Below are 19664 nucleotides of genomic sequence, written 5' to 3'. Positions count from 1 at the left end.
TTACTTTCCCAAGGGCATAAAAAAAGGCCACCCGAAGGTAGCCTTTAAAAACTAGAGAGGTTTTTTGCTTACACGGCCGCGACTGGACGCATGTAAGAGATCGGTGCAGTGCTGGCGTCTTCGAAAGTCACGACTTCCCAAGCATCTGTCTGCTCAATCAACTTGCGCAGCAGCTGGTTGTTCAATGCATGTCCGGACTTGAAGCCCTTGAACTCACCAATCAGGCTATTGCCCAGCAGGTAGAGATCACCAATTGCATCGAGGATCTTGTGCTTCACGAATTCGTCTTCATAGCGAAGGCCGTCTTCGTTCAGTACACCATCCGCGTCGACCACAATAGCGTTTTCAACGCTGCCGCCGAGTGCGAGGTTGTGCTTGCGCAGGTACTCGATGTCACTCATGAAACCAAAGGTACGGGCGCGGCTGACTTCTTTTACGAACGAAGTGCTGGAAAAATCCACGCTTGCACTTTGTGTGCGGTCACGGAAAACCGGGTGATCGAAATCGATCTCGAAGCTCACTTTGAAACCTTCGAAAGGGACGAAAGTGGCGCGCTTGTCGCCATCTTCCACTGTCACTTCACGCAGGATCCGGATGAACTTCTTGGCTGCGTCCTGTTCTTCCAGGCCGGCCGACTGAATCAGGAATACGAAAGGTCCGGCGCTACCATCCATGATCGGTACTTCGGACGCGGAGAGCTCGACGTAGGCGTTATCGATGCCCAGGCCAGCCATGGCCGAGAGCAAGTGCTCCACCGTGTCCACTTTGACGTCACCGTTAACCAGTGTGGTCGACATAGTGGTTTCGCCAACGTTTTCTGCGCGAGCAGGAATCTGCACCACAGGATCGAGGTCAGCACGACAAAACACAATGCCGGTGTCGATAGGCGCGGGCTTGAGGGTCAGGTAAACCTTTTCCCCGGAGTGCAGGCCTACACCTGTGGCACGGATAATATTTTTCAGTGTGCGTTGTTTAATCATGGCTTGGGCCGCTTCAGCGCAAATTGCGAACTGGTATCAACAAAGGCTGGCGATAATAGCAGACCAGACCTTTGCTGAACACCAATCAACTTCATAGCCCTGATACATTCCATCAATCAGCCTGACGACGCAGGAAAGCCGGGATGTCCAGGTAGTCCAGATCATCTTGCGGATTCATCTTCGCGGCAGTCGCAGCACCGGCCTGAGCCTGGTTGCGCATGACGGTCGGACGGTCCAGGTCACGGTAGTTTACCGCCGGTTGATCCTGACGAGCGGGCGCCGATTGTTGCGGCTGCGCGGCCATCGAGGTGTGAACGGTGTTGTCGATGACCTTCACAGGCTTCTCGATTTTTGCGCCCAGACCTGTGGCAACCACAGTCACGTGCAGCTCGTCGCGCATGTCCGGATCGATAACGGTACCGACCTTGACCATCGCGTGCTCGGAAGCGAAGGCTTCGATGATGCTACCCACGTCGGAGTACTCACCCAGGGACAGGTCAGGACCGGCGGTGATGTTCACCAGGATGCCGCGTGCACCTTGCAGGTTCACGTCTTCGAGCAACGGGTTGCGAATGGCCGCTTCGGTGGCCTCGCGTGCACGGTTCGGACCGCTGGCGCAGCCAGTGCCCATCATCGCCATGCCCATTTCGCTCATCACGGTGCGCACGTCGGCAAAGTCGACGTTGATCATGCCCGGGCGCTTGATGATGTCAGAGATACCGCGAACGGCACCGGCCAGCACATCGTCAGCCTTGGCGAATGCGGACAGCAGGCTTGCGTCCTTGCCAAGGATGGTCAGCAGTTTCTCGTTCGGAATGGTGATCAGCGAGTCAACGCTTTCCGACAGCAGGCGGATGCCTTCGTCGGCGATCTGCATGCGCTTGCGACCTTCGAACGGGAACGGACGGGTCACCACCGCAACGGTGAGGATCCCCATTTCCTTGGCCACTTCAGCAATGATTGGCGCAGCACCGGTACCGGTACCGCCGCCCATGCCAGTGGTGATGAACACCATGTTGGTGCCCTGCAGGACTTCGGCAATGCGCTCACGGTCTTCGAGAGCGGCCTGACGACCTACTTCAGGGTTGGCGCCAGCGCCCAGACCTTTGGTCACGCCGGTACCCAGTTGCAGGATGGTCCGCGCGCCGATGGATTTCAGCGCCTGGGCATCAGTGTTGGCGCAGATGAATTCAACGCCTTCAATGTTGCTCTTGACCATATGATTCACGGCGTTTCCGCCGCCACCGCCAACACCGATAACTTTAATAACCGGGCTTGCGGGGATGTTGTCTACGAGTTCGAACATTTTCCCTCTCCTTTGCATTCTCTAGTTTTTTCGCCTACTGCCTGTATCTACAACGGTGCTGCGGTAAATCTTTAGAAGTTGCCTTGTACCCAGCTCTTGATGCGATCGAGCAAGGCGGCTTTCGGTTCGTCATTGCTGTAGTTGTCGCGGCTGCTGATGCCCGAGAACGAAATCCCGTCGGACTGCTTTTGCAGGCCGTACATCAACAGGCCAACGCCAGTGGAATAAATCGGGTTGCGGACCACGTCGTCCAGGCCCTTCACGCCATGCGGCACGCCCAGGCGGACCGGCATGTGGAAGATTTCCTCCGCCAGCTCGGTAGCGCCTTCCATCTTCGACGTACCGCCGGTCAGCACGATGCCGGCCGGGATCAGGTCTTCGTAGCCGCTGCGGCGCAGTTCGGCCTGGATCAGCGTGAACAGCTCGTCGTAACGCGGCTCGACCACTTCGGCCAGGGCCTGGCGGGACAGCTCGCGCGGTGGACGGTCGCCAACGCTTGGAACCTTGATGGTTTCACCGGCACCGGCCAGTTTGGCCAGGGCGCAGGCGTAGCGAATCTTGATTTCTTCGGCGTACTGGGTCGGGGTGCGCAACGCCATGGCGATGTCGTTGGTCACCTGATCGCCCGCAATCGGGATCACGGCGGTGTGACGGATCGCGCCTTCGGTGAAGATGGCGATGTCGGTGGTACCGCCGCCGATGTCGACCAGGCACACGCCCAGCTCTTTCTCGTCATCGGTCAGGACCGAATACGCAGAAGCCAGTTGTTCGAGAATGATGTCGTCGATTTCCAGGCCGCAGCGGCGCACGCATTTTTCAATGTTCTGTGCAGCGTTGACGGCACAGGTGACCACGTGGACCTTGGCTTCCAGACGTACGCCGGACATGCCCAGTGGCTCACGAACGCCTTCCTGGTTATCGATCACATAATCCTGCGGCAGGGTGTGCAGCACGCGCTGGTCAGCCGGGATCGCCACGGCCTGGGCTGCGTCGAGGACGCGCTCAAGGTCGGCCGAGCTGACTTCGCGATCGCGAATGGCGACGATGCCGTGGGAGTTCAGGCTGCGGATATGATTGCCGGCCACGCCGACAAATGCCGAGTGAATGCGGCAACCGGCCATCAGCTGCGCTTCTTCGATAGCCCGCTGGATCGACTGCACGGTGGACTCGATGTTCACCACCACGCCTTTCTTCAGGCCACGGGACGGATGCGTACCGATCCCGACGATTACGAGCGAGCCGTCGTCCGCAACCTCGCCCACCAGCGCCACCACCTTGGAGGTGCCGATATCGAGACCGACGATCATTTTGCCGCTTTGCACGTTTGCCATGGGTCCTGCCTCTTCTTAATTCTTCGCGACAGCGGGTTGGGCTGTCGTGGGCGCTACAGGTTCCCGCCAGCCAACAGCGAGGCCGTTGGCGTAGCGCAGATCGATGCGCGCAATGTTCGTAATCTGTTCTTTAAGCGTCTTGTCGTAGATGGCGATAAAACGGCGCATCTTTTCCACCAGGTTGCCGCGCCCCAGCAGCAGTTCGATCCCGGGACCGGCACTGCCAGCGCCGGTGGTCAGGAACCAGCTGCCTCGTTCACGCAATTCCAGGCGTGCAATCGAGAAGCCCAGCGGCCTGAGCAACTGGCTCAGCACCTGGTATTGCTGCATGACCTGCTGTTGAGCCCGTTGTGGGCCGAACAGCTGTGGCAAATGTTCGTAGTTCGCCAGCTCGCGCGGCGTGAACGCCTGCCCCTGGTTGTTCAACAGCGATTCATCACCCCAGCGGGCCACCGGCAGTTGTTCTTCGAGGCGGATCACCACTTGATCCGGCCACACCCTGCGCACTTCGGCGTGGGCAATCCATGGCATGGTTTCAAGCTCGGTACGCATGCTCTCCAGGTCGATCGTGAAGAAGCTCGACGCCACGTACGGGGCAATCCGCTGCTGCACCGCTTGCTGGCTGATGTAGCTCAAATCGCCTTGCACGTTGATCTTGGTGATCGGCCGGTCGGCGTACGGCAGCAAACGCTGCGCGCCTTCGTAAGTGCCAAACCCCAGTGCAACCAACAGCACCGGCCAGAACAAGGCCTTGAGAAAACCAAAATTGGCTTTCGGCAGGCGCATAGACATCGGCTCTTTGGCCACCATTCGGCTGGCACCCCGAGGCACCGGCTTGCGGCCGGGTGCTGGAGGGGGCTGATGTCTTAGCTGCGCGCCTTGCATGGTCTTAACCTCTTACCTCGAAACTGGCTGCCAGGATGGCCAGAACCAGTTGCTGGAAATCCAGACCGGCGGCACGGGCCGCCATCGGCACCAGACTGTGATCGGTCATGCCCGGCGCCGTGTTCACTTCCAGGAACCAGAACTGCCCGTCGGCATCCTGCATCACGTCTGCCCTGCCCCAACCGGCGATACCCAGCGCCTCGCAGGCTTTCGCCGTGAGGTCCATGAGTTCTTTTTCCTTGGTGCTGTCCAGCCCGCACGGAATGCGGTACTGGGTATCGTTGGCGATGTACTTGGCGTCGTAGTCGTAGAAGCTGTGCGTCGTGCCCAAGGCAATCGGAGGCAACACCTGGTCACGCAGGGTGGCGATGGTGAACTCCGGACCGTGGATCCATTGCTCGACCAACACTTGCGAATCGTAGGTACTGGCCGCTTTCCAGGCGTCGATCAATTCAGACGCGGAACTCACTTTGGCCATACCGATACTTGAACCTTCATGGGCCGGTTTGACGATCAAAGGGAAGCCCAGTTCCGTCGCAGCCGAAATACAATCGGCCTCGCTGCTCAAGACGGCATGACGCGGTGTTGGAATACCCAGGCTGTGCCAAACCTGCTTGGTGCGCAGCTTGTCCATGGCCAGCGCCGAAGCAAGAATGCCGCTACCGGTGTAGGGAATGCCCAGGCATTCGAGCAGGCCCTGCATGCTGCCGTCTTCACCGCCACGACCGTGGAGGATGACGAAGGCGCGGTCGATCTTTTCGTTGAGCAAACGCTGCAGCAGGTCATCGCCGACGTCGAGGCCAAACGCATCCACACCGGCACTTTGCAGTGCGGCGAGTACCGCGTTACCTGACTTCAGCGAGACTTCCCGCTCGGCACTCTTGCCACCGAACAGCACGGCGACACGGCCGAAATCTTTCGGCGCGACGGTGGAGACGAGGTTGGCGTAAGCAGCAGTCATTTCAACTTCCCCACGCTTGGCGCAGCAACAGCGCCAGCGAACAACGGACTGTTCAACAGTTTTGGTGCGAGACCACCGATATCACCGGCGCCCTGGCACAGCAGGATGTCGCCGGCTCGCAGCAGCGGCTTGACCACTGGCGCGAGGTCGACACCGCGCTCGATGTAGATCGGGTCCAACTGCCCGCGCTGACGAATGCTGTTGCACAGCTTGCGGCTGTCAGCACCCGGAATCGGCTCTTCGCCGGCCGGATAAACTTCCATCAGCAACAGAACATTGGCGTCGGCCAGCACATTGACGAAGTCGTCGTACAGATCGCGGGTGCGGCTGTAACGGTGCGGCTGGTAAACCATCACCAAACGGCGCTCCGGCCAGCCACCGCGTACGGCTTTGATCACAGCGGCGACTTCGGTCGGGTGGTGACCGTAGTCGTCGACCAGCATCACGCTACCGTCTTCGACCGGCAGTTCGCCGTAGACCTGGAAGCGTCGGCCGACACCCTGGAACCCGGACAGGCCCTGGACGATGGCTTCATCGCTGACGCCCTCGTCAGTGGCGATGCAAATGGTGGCCAGCGCGTTCAATACGTTGTGGTTGCCCGGCATGTTCACCGACACATCGAGCGGCTCACAATCAGGGCGCAGAACCGTGAAGAACGTCTGCATGCCTTGCTGACGCACATTGATGGCGCGCACGTCGCAGTCATCGCCGAAGCCGTAGGTAACGGTCGGACGTTTGACCAGCGGGAGGATTTCACGCACCACCGGATCGTCCAGGCACACCACGGCCAGACCGTAGAACGGCAGGTTGTGGAGGAACTCGACGAAGGTTTTCTTCAGCTTGTTGAAGTCACCGTCGTAGGTCGCCATGTGGTCGGCGTCGATGTTGGTGACCACGGCCACCAGCGGCTGCAAGTGCAGGAAACTGGCGTCGCTTTCGTCGGCTTCGGCAATCAGGTAGCGGCTGGTGCCGAGCTGGGCATTGGTGCCCGCGGCATTCAGACGACCACCGATGACGAACGTCGGGTCCAGGCCACCGGCCGCGAACACCGAAGCGATCAGGCTGGTGGTGGTGGTTTTGCCGTGCGTACCAGCGACGGCGATGCCGTGACGGTAGCGCATCAGTTCGGCCAGCATTTCGGCGCGCGGCACCACCGGAATACGGCGTTCCAGCGCGGTCGCGACTTCCGGGTTGGAGGTGTTGACGGCGCTCGACACCACCAGCACATCGGCAGCGGCAGCGTTTTCGGCGCGGTGACCGATGAAGATCTGCGCGCCGAAAGATTCCAGGCGCTCGGTGACCGGCGAGGCTTTCAAGTCGGAACCGGACACGTCGTAGCCCAGGTTCAACAACACTTCGGCAATCCCGCACATGCCCACACCGCCGATACCGACGAAGTGGATTTTACGGATGCGGCGCATTTCCGGTTGCGGCATGGCTTTCTGATTCTCAACCATGGGCCACCTCCAGGCAGGTATCGACCACGTTACGGGTGGCATCGGGTTTGGCCAGGCGGCGTGCGGCCGTGGCCATATCGTTGAGTCGTTGTGGTTGCATCAGGACCTCTGTCAGGCGAGCGGCAAGATCCGCTGCGCCAGTCGTTCTTTGCGGCATCAGGAAGGCAGCGCCTTCACGGGCCAAATAATCGGCGTTGCGGGTCTGGTGATCGTCGATCGCGTGGGGCAATGGCACCAGCATCGAGGGCAGACCGGCGGCGGCCAGCTCACTGATGGTCAGCGCACCTGCGCGACACACCACCAGGTCGGCCCAGCCATAGGCTTGGGCCATGTCTTTGATGAAAGGCTGCACTTGCGCCTCGACGCCAGCCGCGCGATAGCGCTCTGCAGTCACTTCATCATGGTTTTTGCCGGCCTGATGGAACACTTCCGGACGCAGGTCGGGGGCGACTTGCGACAGGGCTTCAGGCAGCAATTTGTTCAACGGTTCTGCGCCCAGGCTTCCACCCAGGATCAGCAAACGCGCCTTGCGACCGGCCAGGGCAGGTCGTGCCGTTTCGAGGAACAGCTCGGTGCGCACCGGGTTACCGGTGGTCCGACGGCTGTCCGACAGGGTAAAGGTGTCGGGGAACGCTTCACAGACCCGGGCGGCCAACGGCACCAGCAACCGATTGGCGGTACCGGCCACAGCGTTCTGTTCGTGAACGATCACCGGCACGCCGGCCAGTTTGGCGGCAACACCACCAGGACCGGTCACATAACCACCGAAGCCGACCACGCACACTGGCCGCAACTGGCGAATGATCGCCCGCGCCTGCCAGACGGATTTGAGCAACATGAACGGGGCCTTGAGCAGGGACAATTTGCCCTTGCCGCGCAAGCCGCTGGCGTTGATGCGATGCAGTTCGATCCCGGCCAGTGGCACCAGGTCGTTCTCGATACCGCGGGGTGTCCCGAGCCAATGCACGGTGTAACCGCGGGCCTGGAATTCGTGAGCGCACGCCAGCGCAGGGAACACGTGGCCCCCGGTGCCGCCCGCCATGATCAATACGTTAGCGCCCATGGGGTGGCTCCTCGGCGAAGTCGCTCTCATGGAACTCCATCTCTTCACTGCCCAGGTGGGTTCGACTCTCCCACTCGATGCGCAGCAACAAGCCGAGACAGGCACAGCAAATCACCAGCGAGCTACCGCCATAGCTGAGGAATGGTAGCGTCAGGCCTTTGGTCGGCAGCAGGCCGACGTTCACACCGATGTTGATCAGGAACTGACCAATCCACAGGAACGACAAGCCATACGCGATGTAGGCGGCGAAGAATTGCTTGGCCTTCTCGGCCCAATAACCGATGTACATGCCACGAATACAAACAAAGACGAACAGGGCCACGGTGCACAGCGAACCGACGGCGCCCAGTTCTTCAGCCAGTACCGAGAACACGAAGTCGGTGTGAGCTTCCGGCAGGTAGAACTGTTTCTGCACGCTGTTGCCCAGGCCAACGCCAAACCACTCACCGCGACCAAACGCGATCAATGCTTGCGACAACTGGTAGCCAGCACCGAACTGGTCGGCCCACGGGTCGGCAAAGTTGGTCAGGCGCGCCATTCGATAGGGCTGCACTTGAATCAACAGCACCACCGCCGCGACCGCCAGCACCACCATCAAGGAAAACCGGAACAGCCCGACTCCGCCCAGGAACAGCATGGCCGCCGCCGCCCCCATCATCACGACGGTGGCACCGAAGTCCGGCTCCATCAGCAACAGCCCTGCCATGGGCAGCAGCACGATGAATGGCTTGAAGAAGCCCATCCAGCTTTCACGCACTTCTTTCTGGCGACGCACCAGATAGCCGGCGAGATAGATCACCACGAACACCTTGGCGATCTCGGAAGGCTGAACGTTGAAGAAACTGAAGCCGATCCAGCGCATCGAACCGTTCACTTCACGGCCAATCCCTGGAACGATCACCATCACCAGCAAACCGAACGCACCCAGCAGCATCAGCCAGCCCAGGCGTTGCCAGGTGGCGATCGGAATCATCATGGTGATGACGCAGGCCCCCAGGCCCAGCACCACGTAGATAAGGTGGCGAATCATGTAATACAGCGCACTGCCCGACTGCACCGCCCCCACTTCGGTCGATGCCGATGCAATCATCACCAGCCCCAGGCCGATCAACGCCAGGCAACCGGCAAGCATCGGGAAATCGAGGTCGATACCGCGCCCGGTGATGATTGGCGACGGGTAAGGCTTGATGATGTTCAACAGGCTCATGCCAGTTCCTCCACGGCTTGGACGAACTGGTGACCACGGTCTTCGTAGTTCTTGAACATGTCGAAACTGGCGCAGGCCGGCGACAGCAGCACCACATCACCGGGATGGGCAGCAGCGCGGCATTGCTCCACGGCTTCAATCAGCGAGCCAGCGCGGATCAGCGGCACGGCATCGCCGATGGCCTCGCCGATCTTGTCGGAATCACGGCCCATCAGGATCACGGCGCGGCAGTTGGCCGCCACCGGATCACGCAGGTCATTGAACTCGGCACCCTTGCCGTCGCCACCGGCGATCAGCACGATCTTGCCTTCGATGTCCGCACCCAGGCCTTCGATGGCAGCCAGGGCGGCGCCAACGTTGGTGGCTTTGGAATCGTTGTAATAGCCGACGCCATCCAGGTCACGGACCCACTGGCAGCGATGTTCGAGGCCGGCAAAGCTGCGCAGGGCCGTCAGCATGGCGTCGAATGGCAGACCGACAGCGTGGCCCAGCGCCAATGCCGCCAGGGCGTTGGACTGGTTATGGGCGCCACGAATTTTCAACTCGCGCACCGGCATCAGGTTCTGGAATTCGAACGACAGGTATTTCTCGCCGTCTTCTTCGCGGATACCGAAGGCCTTGAAATCAGGCTTGCTCAGACCGAAAGTCCAGCACGGCTGGCCCTCACCCATCAACGGACGGCTCAGGGCATCCTGACGGTTCACTACAAACTGTTTGGCGCCACGGAAGATCCGGTGCTTGGCCAGGTGATAGGCCGGCAGACCGCTGTAACGGTCCATGTGGTCTTCGCTGACGTTGAGCACGGTCGCCACTTCGGCGTTGAGCTGATCGGTGGTTTCGAGCTGGAAGCTCGACAGTTCCATCACGTACAGCTCGATGTCATCGCTGAGCAGGTCCAGTGCCGGCGTACCAAGATTGCCGCCGACGGCAACACGCTTGCCCGCCGCAGCCGCCATCTCCCCGACCAGCGTGGTGACGGTGCTTTTGGCGTTGGAACCGCTGATGGCCACGATCGGCGCCTTCGCGTTACGCGCGAACAGCTCGATGTCGCCGGACAATTTCACACCTCGGGCGGCGGCGGCTTGCAGGGCCGGGGTCGCCAGCGCCAGGCCGGGGCTCACGTAGAGCTCGTCGGCACGGCAGAGGAACTCGACGTCCAGCTCGCCACAACGCACTTCCACGTGCGGATAGTCACGCTTGAGCGTGGCCAGTTCCGGTGGATTTTCCCGCGTATCGGCGACAGCAAACGACGTGCCCCGGTTCGCCAGGAAGCGAACCAGGGACATGCCGCTCTTGCCGAGGCCGACAACGATGCGGAAGTGGTCAGAAGCGATCAGAGACACAAGTTTCTACCTCAGCTTCAGGGTGGCAAGGCCAACCAGCACGAGAATCACGGTGATGATCCAGAAACGGACGATCACGCGCGGCTCAGGCCAGCCCTTGAGTTCAAAGTGGTGATGGATCGGTGCCATGCGGAACACACGGCGACCGGTCAACTTGAAAGACGCAACCTGGATGACGACGGACAGGGTTTCCATGACGAACACACCGCCCATGATGAACAGGACGATTTCCTGACGGACGATCACCGCGATGGTGCCCAGGGCCGCGCCCAGCGCCAGCGCGCCGACGTCACCCATGAAAACCTGTGCCGGGTAGGTGTTGAACCACAGGAAGCCGAGGCCCGCACCGATCAGGGCGCCGCAGAACACAATCAATTCGCCCGCGCCCGGTACATAAGGGATCAGCAGGTATTCAGCGAATTTCACGTTACCCGAGAGGTAGCAGAAGATCCCCAGACCACCACCAACCATCACGGTCGGCATGATTGCCAGGCCGTCGAGACCGTCGGTCAGGTTGACCGCGTTGCTCGAACCGACAATCACGAAGTAGGTCAGGACGATGAAGCCTGCACCCAACGGAATGCTGTAATCCTTGAGCATCGGCAGGATCAGGGTGGTTTCCACCGGTGTAGCAGCGGTCATATAAAGGAAGATGGCTGCGCCCAGGCCAAACACCGACTGCCAGAAGTACTTCCAGCGGCTCGGCAAGCCACGGGAGTTCTTCTCGATCACTTTGCGGTAGTCGTCGACCCAGCCGATCGCGCCGAACAGCAACGTCACCAGCAGCACCGTCCAGACATAACGGTTGCTCAGGTCGGCCCAAAGCAAGGTGCTGACACCGATGGACGACAGAATCAGCGCGCCGCCCATGGTCGGTGTACCCGACTTGGACAGGTGCGACTGCGGGCCATCATTGCGAACGGATTGACCGATCTGACGGTTCTGCAACGTGCGGATCATCCATGGGCCATAGCACAGCGACAAAACCAGCGCGGTCAGCACACCGAGAATCCCGCGCAGGGTCAGGTACTGAAAGACCGCGAAGCCTTTGTAGAACTGTTGCAGATACTCCGCTAGCAGCAGCAGCATTAATGTTTCTCCAGACTGGACCCGCACAATGCGGCGACGATGTTTTCCATCGCAGCGCTGCGCGAGCCCTTGATCAAAATGGTGGTGTTGGTGTCTTGCTCGGCGCCCAGGGCCTTGATCAGCTCAGCCTGAGTGCTGAAGTGAAAGGCCTGTGGACCGAAAGCGTTTACGGCGTGAACCATGTTGGGGCCGACGGCATACAGCGCGGACACCTTGCCGCGGGCGTATTCGCCCACATCACGGTGCCCCTGCTCCGCCCAATCGCCCAACTCGCCGATATCCCCGAGCACCAGGACGGTGCGACCGGAAAAGCCGGCGAGTATATCAACGGCGGCGCACATGGAGGTCGGGTTTGCGTTGTACGTGTCGTCAATTACGCGCATGCCGTTGGTGGCCAGTTGCGCAACGGTGCGCCCCTTGACCGGTTGCACGGCGCCCAGGCCGGCGGCGATGCCCGACAACGACACGCCCAAGGCATGAGCAGCGGCGGCGGCGGCCATGGCGTTGGCAACGTTATGGGTGCCGAGCAGGTTCAGTTGAACGCGCTCCACCCCTTCAGGCGTGTGCAGGTTGAACGCCGGGCAACCGCGAGCATCGCGGTCCAGGTCGCTGGCGTAGAAGTCGGCACTGAGGTTGCTCAGGGCAAATGTCAGCACTTTGCGACCGGCAGCACGGGTCTTCCAGATTTCAAAAGCCTTGTCATCGAGATTAAGAACGGCGATGCCATCGGCCTCTAGCCCTTCAATAATTTCGCCTTTGGCTTCAACGATTTTTTCCGGCCCGCCGAACTCGCCAACGTGAGCAGTCCCGGCATTGTTGAGGATGGCCACGTGAGGCTTGGTCATGCCTACGGTGTAGGCAATTTCGCCAAGACGCGAAGCACCGAGTTCGATTACGGCAGCGGTGTGTTCCGGCGCCAATTCAAGCAAGGTCAGCGGCACGCCGAGGTCATTGTTCAGGTTGCCACGGGTGGCCAGTACCGGACCGCGCGTGCGCAGGATGCTGGCGAGCATTTCCTTGACGGTGGTCTTGCCACTTGAGCCGGTGACGGCCGCAACCGGGTTGGTGAACGCCAAACGGTTCAGCGCCCCCAATTGACCCAGTGCCTGACGGGTGTCCTTGACCAGCAATTGCGGCAACGCACTGTTGGCAACTTCGCGTTCGACCAATGCACCGACAGCGCCCTTGGTGGCGACATCGTTCAAATAGTCATGACCGTCAAAACGCGGGCCAGTCAGGGCAATAAACAATTGGCCAGGCTTGATCGCGCGACTGTCGATGCTGACGCCGTCGAACGTGGCATCGGCTGCGATCAGACGAGCGTTCAGCGCGCCGGTCAATTCACTGAGTTTCAAGGCTTTAAGCATGCGCCACCTCCCATGCGGTCAGGGCGTGATCGGCCTCGACCAGATCGGAGAAGTCGTGACGCTCACCGTTGATTTCCTGATAGTCCTCGTGACCTTTACCGGCCAGGACAATCACGTCATCCACTGAAGCGCCAGCGATCAACTGGGCAATCGCCTGGCCACGGCCAGCCACGAACGTCACTTTATCCACAGCCTTGAAGCCGGCGCGGATGTCATCGAATATCACTGACGGGTCTTCGGTACGTGGGTTGTCATCGGTGACCAGTACGCCGTCGGCCAGGCGCTCGACCACTTCGGCCATCAGCGGACGCTTGCCGCGATCACGATCACCGCCGCAGCCGAACAGGCACAGCAGGCGACCCTTGGCGTGCGGACGCAGGGCCATCAGGACTTTTTCCAGCGCGTCCGGGGTGTGGGCGTAATCGACCACCACCAGCGGCTGAGTACCGCCACCGAGGCGCTGCATGCGACCGGCCGGGCCTTCAAGCTTCGGCAGAACGTTGAGAATTTCGTCCAGCGCATAGTCCAGACCGAGCAACGCGCCGACTGCGGCCAGGACGTTGCTCAGGTTGAAGCGACCGAGCAAGGTGCTGCGCAAATGGTGCTCGCCCTGCGGCGTGACCAATATGGCGCGCACGCCTTCGTCGTCAAATTGCGCTTCGCGGCAATACAGGTAGGCGCTGCTGTCTTCCAGGCTGTAGGTGATCAAACGCGACTCACGCCTTTCGGCGGCCAGTTGCCGTCCGAATGCGTCGTCGAGGTTAACCACCCGGCACTTCAGATCGCTCCACGCAAACAACTTGGCCTTGGCTTCGCCGTAGGCCTGCATGGTGCCGTGATAATCGAGGTGATCGCGGGACAGGTTGGTCATCACCGCCACATCGAAGGCCAGCGCGCTCACACGGCCCTGATCCAGACCGTGGGACGAGACTTCCATGGCAACCGCTTTGGCGCCGGCCTTTTTCAGGTCGGCCAGGGTTGCTTGTACGGCGATTGGATTCGGTGTGGTGTGCAGGCCGCTTTCCAGCGCCCCGTAGAAACCGGAGCCCAACGTGCCGACGATGCCGCAGTGTTGACCGAGCAGATCGAGCGCCTGGGCAACCAATTGAGTCACGCTGGTTTTACCATTGGTACCGGTCACGCCCACCAGATTCAAGTGACGGCTCGGGTCGCCATAGAAACGCCCGGCGATGTCCGACAGCTGCGCCGCCAGGCCTTTGACCGGAATCAGCGGCACGTCGGTGATTGGCAATACGGTCGCGCCTTCGACTTCATACGCCACGGCGGCAGCGCCGCGTTGCAGCGCGTCGGCGATGTGCGCACGACCGTCGAAACGCCCGCCAGGAACAGCGAGAAACAAGTCGCCAGCGCGCACGTTGCGGCTGTCGAGCGCCAATTCGCGGATCAATAGATCGCGGCCGGCGTGGGCGAAAATCTTGTTGAGACTCAGAGACATCAGCCGCGCCCTCCATTGGCTTTCAGCGGAACAACGGGGGTGGCGTTCGCGGTTTGTGTCGGCGGCAGGTTGTCCGGCGTGATGTTCATCAGGCGCAGTGTCCCGGACATCACTTTGCTGAACACCGGCGCCGACACCAGACCGCCGAAATAACCGGCCTTGGTCGGTTCATCGATCACCACGACGATTGCATAACGCGGATCGCTCATCGGGCCGAAGCCGGCGAACAGCGAACGGTAAGAGTTCTCGGCGTAGCCTTTGGTGCCCACCGACGTCTTACGCGCAGTACCCGACTTGCCAGCCACGTGATAGGCCGGCACCTGCGCACGGAATACGCCGCGCGGTGCTTCGATCACTTGGGTCAACATGCCCTGCATCGTTTTTGCCACAGCCTCTGGCAGCACTTGCGTGGTCTGCGGCGCCTTGTCGGTTTTGATCAGGGTCAAAGGAGCGAGGCGACCGTTGTTGGCCAACGCCGAAAAGGCGTGAACCAGCTGAATCGCCGTCACGGAAATACCGTAGCCGTAGGACAGTGTCGCGGTTTCAGCCTTGCGCCATTCGCGGTAGTTCGGCAGGTTGCCGACGCGCTCGCCCGGGAAGCCGAGGCCGGTGTCCTGGCCGAGACCGACTTTTTGCGCGAGACGGAAAATGGTTTCGCCGCCGATATCGAACGCGACCTTACTCATGCCGACGTTACTGGAATTGATCAGGATGCCGGTCAAGTCGAGTACCGGGCCTTCGGTCTTGGATACGTCCTTGATGGTGTACTTGCCGATCTGCAGGGAGCCCGGATACACCTCGACGGTGTCGCTTGGTTTCCAGCGGCCGGTTTCGATCGCGGCGCTCATCGAGATCGCTTTCATGGTCGAACCAGGCTCGAACACGTCGATCATCGCGCGGTTACGCATCATCGCTGGCTGCAGATTGCGACGGTTGTTCGGGTTGTAGGTCGGCTGGTTGACCATGGCGAGGATCTCGCCGGTCTTCACGTCCATGATCACCAGGCTGCCGGCCTTGGCACCGTTCTCGATGATCGCGTTGCGCAGTTCACGGTTGGCCAGGTATTGCAGACGCAGATCAATGGACAACGCCAAGGGCTTGCCGGCCTTGGCGTTTTTGGTGACCTGGACATCCTTGATCAGTCGTCCACGCCGGTCCTTGATGACCTGACGCTTACCGGCAACCCCGGCGAGCCATTCGTCATAGGCCAGCTCGACACCTTCACGACCGTGGTCATCGATGTCGGTAAATCCAACCATGTGCGCGGTGACTTCACCGGCCGGGTAGAAACGCCGGAATTCTTCGATGCCATAGACGCCCGGTACTTTCAGGTCGAGCACCGACTGACCCTGCTCGGGGGTCAGCCCGCGCACCAGATAGATGAATTCTTTATTGGCCTGGGCTTCGAGACGCTCAGCCAGCGCTTTCGGGTCCTGACCCAGCGCGGCCGCCAGTGCAGGCCACTTCTCTTTGGCCAGCTGCATTTCCTTGGCGTTGGCCCACAAGGTAGTGACCGGCGTACTCACGGCCAGAGGCTCGCCGTTACGGTCCGTGATCAGGCCACGGTGGGCCGGAATCGGAATATGACGAACGCTGCGTGCATCCCCCTGCCCCTTGAGGAAGGCACGGTCGACGACTTGCAAATCGATGATGCGCCAGGAAATCGCCGCGACCATGATGCCAAGCAACCCCAGCACCACGCGGAAACGCCATGGGAACATTGCGCCTTCGAGTTTCATCATGGCGCCACCATCTTCACGTCAGCCGCGCCAGGAATGTGCATCTTCAGTTGTTCGCTCGCCAGCACTTCGATACGGCTGTGGGCGGTCCAGGTGCTTTGCTCGAGAATCAAGCGGCCCCACTCTGCCTGTGCCTTGTCGCGCACGCTCAACTCGTTGTACAGCGAGTTCAACAGCTGACGGTTCCAGTGGGCGCTGTACGACACGCCGATCGCTGAAACGAGCACGCCAACAAACAGCAGCAGCATGAAAAAGCTTCCGCCGGGCAGTGGCTTGGCGAACAGCTTGCTCACCGCAGCTTCTCCGCGACGCGCATGACGGCGCTACGGGAACGTGGGTTGGCTTTGAGTTCGGCGTCGGAGGCCGTCTGCGCTTTGCCATGGACTTTGATTTTCGGTTCGAATGCAACGTGGCGAACCGGCAGGTTGCGCGGCAGGTTGTCGGCTTCGCCTTTCACCAGTTTGCGCATGAACAGTTTGACGATGCGGTCTTCCAGCGAATGGAAGCTGATAACGACCAGGCGGCCGCCGACTTCCAGGCATTCCAGTGCGGCTTCGAGGCCGGCTTCCAGATCGCCCAATTCGTTGTTGACGTGAATGCGCAGGCCCTGGAACGCACGGGTCGCCGGGTTCTTGCCTTTTTCCCACGCAGGGTTGGCAACTTTCAGGACTTCGGCCAGGTCAGCTGTGCGCTCGAACGGCTTGATGTCACGACGCTCGGCCACGGCACGGGCCATGCGGCCGGAGAAACGCTCTTCGCCATATTCTTTGAACACACGAGCAATTTCTTCCACCGGCGCGGTGTTGACGAATTCGGCAGCGCTGATCCCGCGGGAGGGGTCCATGCGCATGTCCAGCGGGCCGTCATTGAGGAAGCTGAAACCGCGTTCAGGGTCGTCGAGTTGCGGCGAAGACACGCCGAGGTCGAGCAAAACGCCGCTGACCTTGCCGGCCAGACCGCGCTCAGCCACTTCCGAACCGAGCTCGGCAAAGCTGCGCTGCACAACGACAAAGCGGCCGTCTTCGGCCGCTAGCGTCTGCCCGGTGGCAATCGCTTGAGGATCTTTATCAAATCCCAGCAACCGACCATCAGGCCCCAGCTGACTCAAGATCAGCCGACTGTGCCCGCCGCGCCCGAACGTGCCATCCAGATAGCAGCCATCAGGACGTACGGCGAGAGCCTCGACGGCTTCGTCAAGCAGTACGGTGATGTGGTTAAAGCCGCTATCAATAGTCACAGGATCAAATCACGCAGTTCATCAGGCATGGCGCCCGGTTGTTGAATAGCAGCCAGGTCAGCGGCAGAAACCGCATCCCAGGCATCCTCGTCCCACAATTGGAACTTGTTCAGTTGGCCTACCAGCATCGCGCGCTTATCCAACCTGGCATATTCACGAAGACGCGGTGGAACCAGAAAACGACCACTGCCATCGAGCTCAAGATCGACGGCATTACCAATCAGTAAACGTTGCAGGCGGCGGTTCTCTTCGCGAAGCGAAGGCAGTGCGCGCAGTTTGGTTTCAATTATTTCCCACTCATCGAGTGGGTAAACACACAAACATGGATCAACGGCATCAATGGTGACGATTAACTGACCGGAACTACGCGAAACGAGCTCGTCACGGTACCGGCTCGGCATGGCGAGACGGCCCTTTGCATCGAGACTGATAGCGTTAGCTCCGCGAAACACGTCAGCGTTTCTCCAAATTTTAGCGTTTTACGTTCAAAAAACCCACTTCATGCCACTTTCCGCCACTTGCGCACACTATAGGAATGCGGCCACCGCACCGTCAAGGCGCGGATTGAAGGAAAACCCTTACAGAACTGAGATTTAGGAGAGGGAAAGGAGGAGGAACGAGAATCTGACAGATGAATTTGTTCGATAACTTGAATCAGCACAGAAGGCTGCGTTCGAAAGTTAAAGTAGTTTGTTAAGAGTAAGATTTTTTCGGTATTACGAAAGCGCTTCTGCTGATGATTCTGTACGAAGGGAAAACGCTACTACCAGCGCCCTGTTCAATGATTCAAACAGGGGGATAAAAAAGGTGGAGAGTCGATCTGTAAGCCGGGTTCTGTCTTGAACAGTCATTCGTCTACGATGGCCATCACTGGACATCTTTAGCAACCTACCCGGTCCCAGCGCGGGCCACGCCTTGGGACCCTATTTGGTCTTGCTCCAAGTGGGGTTTACCTAGCCACGAACTGTTGCCAGACGTGCGGTGCGCTCTTACCGCACCTTTTCACCCTTACCGGCGCCGAAGCGCTTAGGCGGTTATTTTCTGTGGCACTTTCCGTAGGCTCACGCCTCCCAGGCATTACCTGGCACTTCGCCCTATGGAGCCCGGACTTTCCTCCCCCCCCTAATTTTCATAGAGGGCAGCGACTGTCCGATCGACTCTCCGCCGCGAAGGTTAACGGCAGAGCGGCCGAAGAACAAGCGCTAAACGCCTTTGGCCACTCCTGCACGTCGGGTTTTACTCACCCTTTTGCTGATCCAGCGCGATCTGATACAACACATTTTTGCGCTCGCCGGTGATTTGCGCCGCCAATGCCGCGGCACGCTTGAGTGGCATCTCTTCCAGCAGCAGATTGAGGATGCGCATGGCTTCGCTGCTGACAGCGCCTTCCGTCTCGGGTACGGTCCAGCCGGCGACCAGCACCACGCACTCACCACGCTGCTGATTGCTGTCCGACTCAACGAATTCGCGCAACTCGGCCAATGGCAAACCTTTAAGGGTTTCAAAGGTTTTGGTGATTTCACGAGCAAGCAATGCCGGACGCTCGCCACCGAACACCAATTCCATGTCCTGCAGGCATTCAAGGATGCGGTGCGGCGCCTCGTAGAAAATCAGCGTACGCGGCTCTTCCTTAACCAGCTCCAGCCGAGCGCGGCGACCGACAGCCTTGGCCGGCAGGAAGCCTTCAAAGATAAAACGGTCGGACGGCAGACCCGCCGCCGATAACGCCGCGATCAACGCGCACGCTCCCGGGACCGGCACCACATTGATCCCCGCAGCACGAGCCTGGCGCACCAAGTGATAGCCGGGATCGGAAATCAGCGGTGTGCCGGCATCCGAAATCAGCGCCACATCATCGCCGGCCAGCAAACGCGTAATAAAACGGCTACCTTCATCTCGCTCATTGTGTTCGTGGCAGGCCGCCAGCGGCGTGGAGATGCCGAAATGCTGCATCAACCGCTGGGAGTGGCGCGTATCTTCGGCAGCAATCAGCGCGACCTCGCGCAGGATCTTCAGCGCGCGTGCACTGATGTCGTCCAGGTTGCCGATGGGCGTCGCCACCACATAAAGCGAGCCAGCAGCGGAATTCAAAGCACCTGGAGCAGTCAAAGCGCACACCTCATGATCGGTAAAAGGCGACATTGTAGCGCGTAGCGACACTTGCGATACGCCTCGCCATTCCCGGTTTTTTCTGCCAATTGTGCGGTGCTGCAACATTTGCACGAGCTAAATTGATCGATTCA

At 60.1% G+C, this 19664-nt stretch carries 17 protein-coding genes and 1 other RNA gene; all 18 read right to left on the bottom strand.

The window, feature by feature from the left end:
* Positions 1-68: 68 nt before the first annotated feature.
* The gene (gene lpxC, locus C7534_RS26380; RefSeq protein ID WP_008060300.1) at positions 69-980 is read right to left on the bottom strand and encodes a UDP-3-O-acyl-N-acetylglucosamine deacetylase; all 912 of its coding nucleotides are present in this window, start codon (positions 978-980) and stop codon (positions 69-71) included.
* Between the two features lie 112 nt (positions 981-1092).
* Positions 1093-2286 carry a cell division protein FtsZ gene (gene ftsZ / locus C7534_RS26375; RefSeq protein ID WP_046026689.1) on the bottom strand — a complete coding sequence of 398 codons (1194 nt, stop codon included), beginning with the start codon at positions 2284-2286 and terminating at the stop codon, positions 1093-1095.
* A gap of 71 nt (positions 2287-2357) precedes the next feature.
* Entirely contained in the window at positions 2358-3617 is a 1260-nt protein-coding gene (ftsA, locus tag C7534_RS26370; RefSeq protein ID WP_109787529.1) for a cell division protein FtsA, read from the bottom strand.
* A gap of 15 nt (positions 3618-3632) precedes the next feature.
* Positions 3633-4502: a cell division protein FtsQ/DivIB gene (locus tag C7534_RS26365; RefSeq protein ID WP_046026691.1), complete on the bottom strand. Its 870-nt coding sequence runs from the start codon at positions 4500-4502 to the stop codon at positions 3633-3635.
* A gap of 4 nt (positions 4503-4506) precedes the next feature.
* Positions 4507-5463, bottom strand: coding sequence for a D-alanine--D-alanine ligase (locus C7534_RS26360; protein ID WP_109787528.1), 957 nt, complete (start codon positions 5461-5463; stop codon positions 4507-4509).
* Positions 5460-6920 (bottom strand): UDP-N-acetylmuramate--L-alanine ligase, encoded by a 1461-nt coding sequence (murC, locus tag C7534_RS26355; RefSeq protein ID WP_109787527.1) that lies wholly within the window; start codon positions 6918-6920, stop codon positions 5460-5462. The genes C7534_RS26360 and murC overlap by 4 nt, the downstream gene beginning before the upstream one ends.
* Positions 6913-7983, bottom strand: a complete 1071-nt coding sequence (gene murG, locus C7534_RS26350; protein ID WP_046026694.1) for an undecaprenyldiphospho-muramoylpentapeptide beta-N-acetylglucosaminyltransferase — start codon at positions 7981-7983, stop codon at positions 6913-6915. Before murG ends, murC begins: the two co-directional genes overlap by 8 nt.
* Entirely contained in the window at positions 7973-9190 is a 1218-nt protein-coding gene (gene ftsW, locus C7534_RS26345) for a putative lipid II flippase FtsW (protein WP_046026695.1), read from the bottom strand. Before ftsW ends, murG begins: the two co-directional genes overlap by 11 nt.
* Positions 9187-10533, bottom strand: coding sequence for a UDP-N-acetylmuramoyl-L-alanine--D-glutamate ligase (murD, locus tag C7534_RS26340; protein WP_077431281.1), 1347 nt, complete (start codon positions 10531-10533; stop codon positions 9187-9189). The genes ftsW and murD overlap by 4 nt, the downstream gene beginning before the upstream one ends.
* Before the next feature lie 6 nt (positions 10534-10539).
* Complete coding sequence (gene mraY / locus C7534_RS26335) at positions 10540-11622, bottom strand: phospho-N-acetylmuramoyl-pentapeptide-transferase (RefSeq protein ID WP_046026697.1); 1083 nt, start codon at positions 11620-11622, stop codon at positions 10540-10542.
* On the bottom strand, positions 11622-12989 hold the full coding sequence (locus C7534_RS26330; protein ID WP_109787526.1) for a UDP-N-acetylmuramoyl-tripeptide--D-alanyl-D-alanine ligase: 1368 nt from the start codon (positions 12987-12989) through the stop codon (positions 11622-11624). The genes mraY and C7534_RS26330 overlap by 1 nt, the downstream gene beginning before the upstream one ends.
* Positions 12982-14445, bottom strand: a complete 1464-nt coding sequence (locus tag C7534_RS26325) for a UDP-N-acetylmuramoyl-L-alanyl-D-glutamate--2,6-diaminopimelate ligase (RefSeq protein ID WP_109787525.1) — start codon at positions 14443-14445, stop codon at positions 12982-12984. The genes C7534_RS26330 and C7534_RS26325 overlap by 8 nt, the downstream gene beginning before the upstream one ends.
* Entirely contained in the window at positions 14445-16184 is a 1740-nt protein-coding gene (locus tag C7534_RS26320) for a peptidoglycan D,D-transpeptidase FtsI family protein (RefSeq protein ID WP_175649036.1), read from the bottom strand. The genes C7534_RS26325 and C7534_RS26320 overlap by 1 nt, the downstream gene beginning before the upstream one ends.
* A complete protein-coding gene (gene ftsL, locus C7534_RS26315) occupies positions 16184-16477 on the bottom strand; it encodes a cell division protein FtsL (protein WP_046026702.1) in 294 nt (97 codons plus the stop codon). The genes C7534_RS26320 and ftsL overlap by 1 nt, the downstream gene beginning before the upstream one ends.
* Positions 16474-17421 carry a 16S rRNA (cytosine(1402)-N(4))-methyltransferase gene (gene rsmH / locus C7534_RS26310; protein ID WP_442963233.1) on the bottom strand — a complete coding sequence of 316 codons (948 nt, stop codon included), beginning with the start codon at positions 17419-17421 and terminating at the stop codon, positions 16474-16476. The genes ftsL and rsmH overlap by 4 nt, the downstream gene beginning before the upstream one ends.
* Positions 17418-17873, bottom strand: coding sequence for a division/cell wall cluster transcriptional repressor MraZ (gene mraZ / locus C7534_RS26305; RefSeq protein WP_008025967.1), 456 nt, complete (start codon positions 17871-17873; stop codon positions 17418-17420). Before mraZ ends, rsmH begins: the two co-directional genes overlap by 4 nt.
* A 355-nt stretch (positions 17874-18228) precedes the next feature.
* Positions 18229-18582: RNase P RNA component class A (gene rnpB / locus C7534_RS26300), an RNA gene on the bottom strand.
* Positions 18583-18657: 75 nt separating this feature from the next.
* Positions 18658-19563: a 16S rRNA (cytidine(1402)-2'-O)-methyltransferase gene (gene rsmI / locus C7534_RS26295; RefSeq protein ID WP_177412280.1), complete on the bottom strand. Its 906-nt coding sequence runs from the start codon at positions 19561-19563 to the stop codon at positions 18658-18660.
* Positions 19564-19664: the final 101 nt, after the last annotated feature.

It is taken from the genome of Pseudomonas sp. OV226 (assembly GCF_003148705.1).
Classification (GTDB): domain Bacteria; phylum Pseudomonadota; class Gammaproteobacteria; order Pseudomonadales; family Pseudomonadaceae; genus Aquipseudomonas.
Note: the sequence above shows the minus strand (reverse complement) of the source record. Positions and strands in the feature narration are given on the sequence as shown.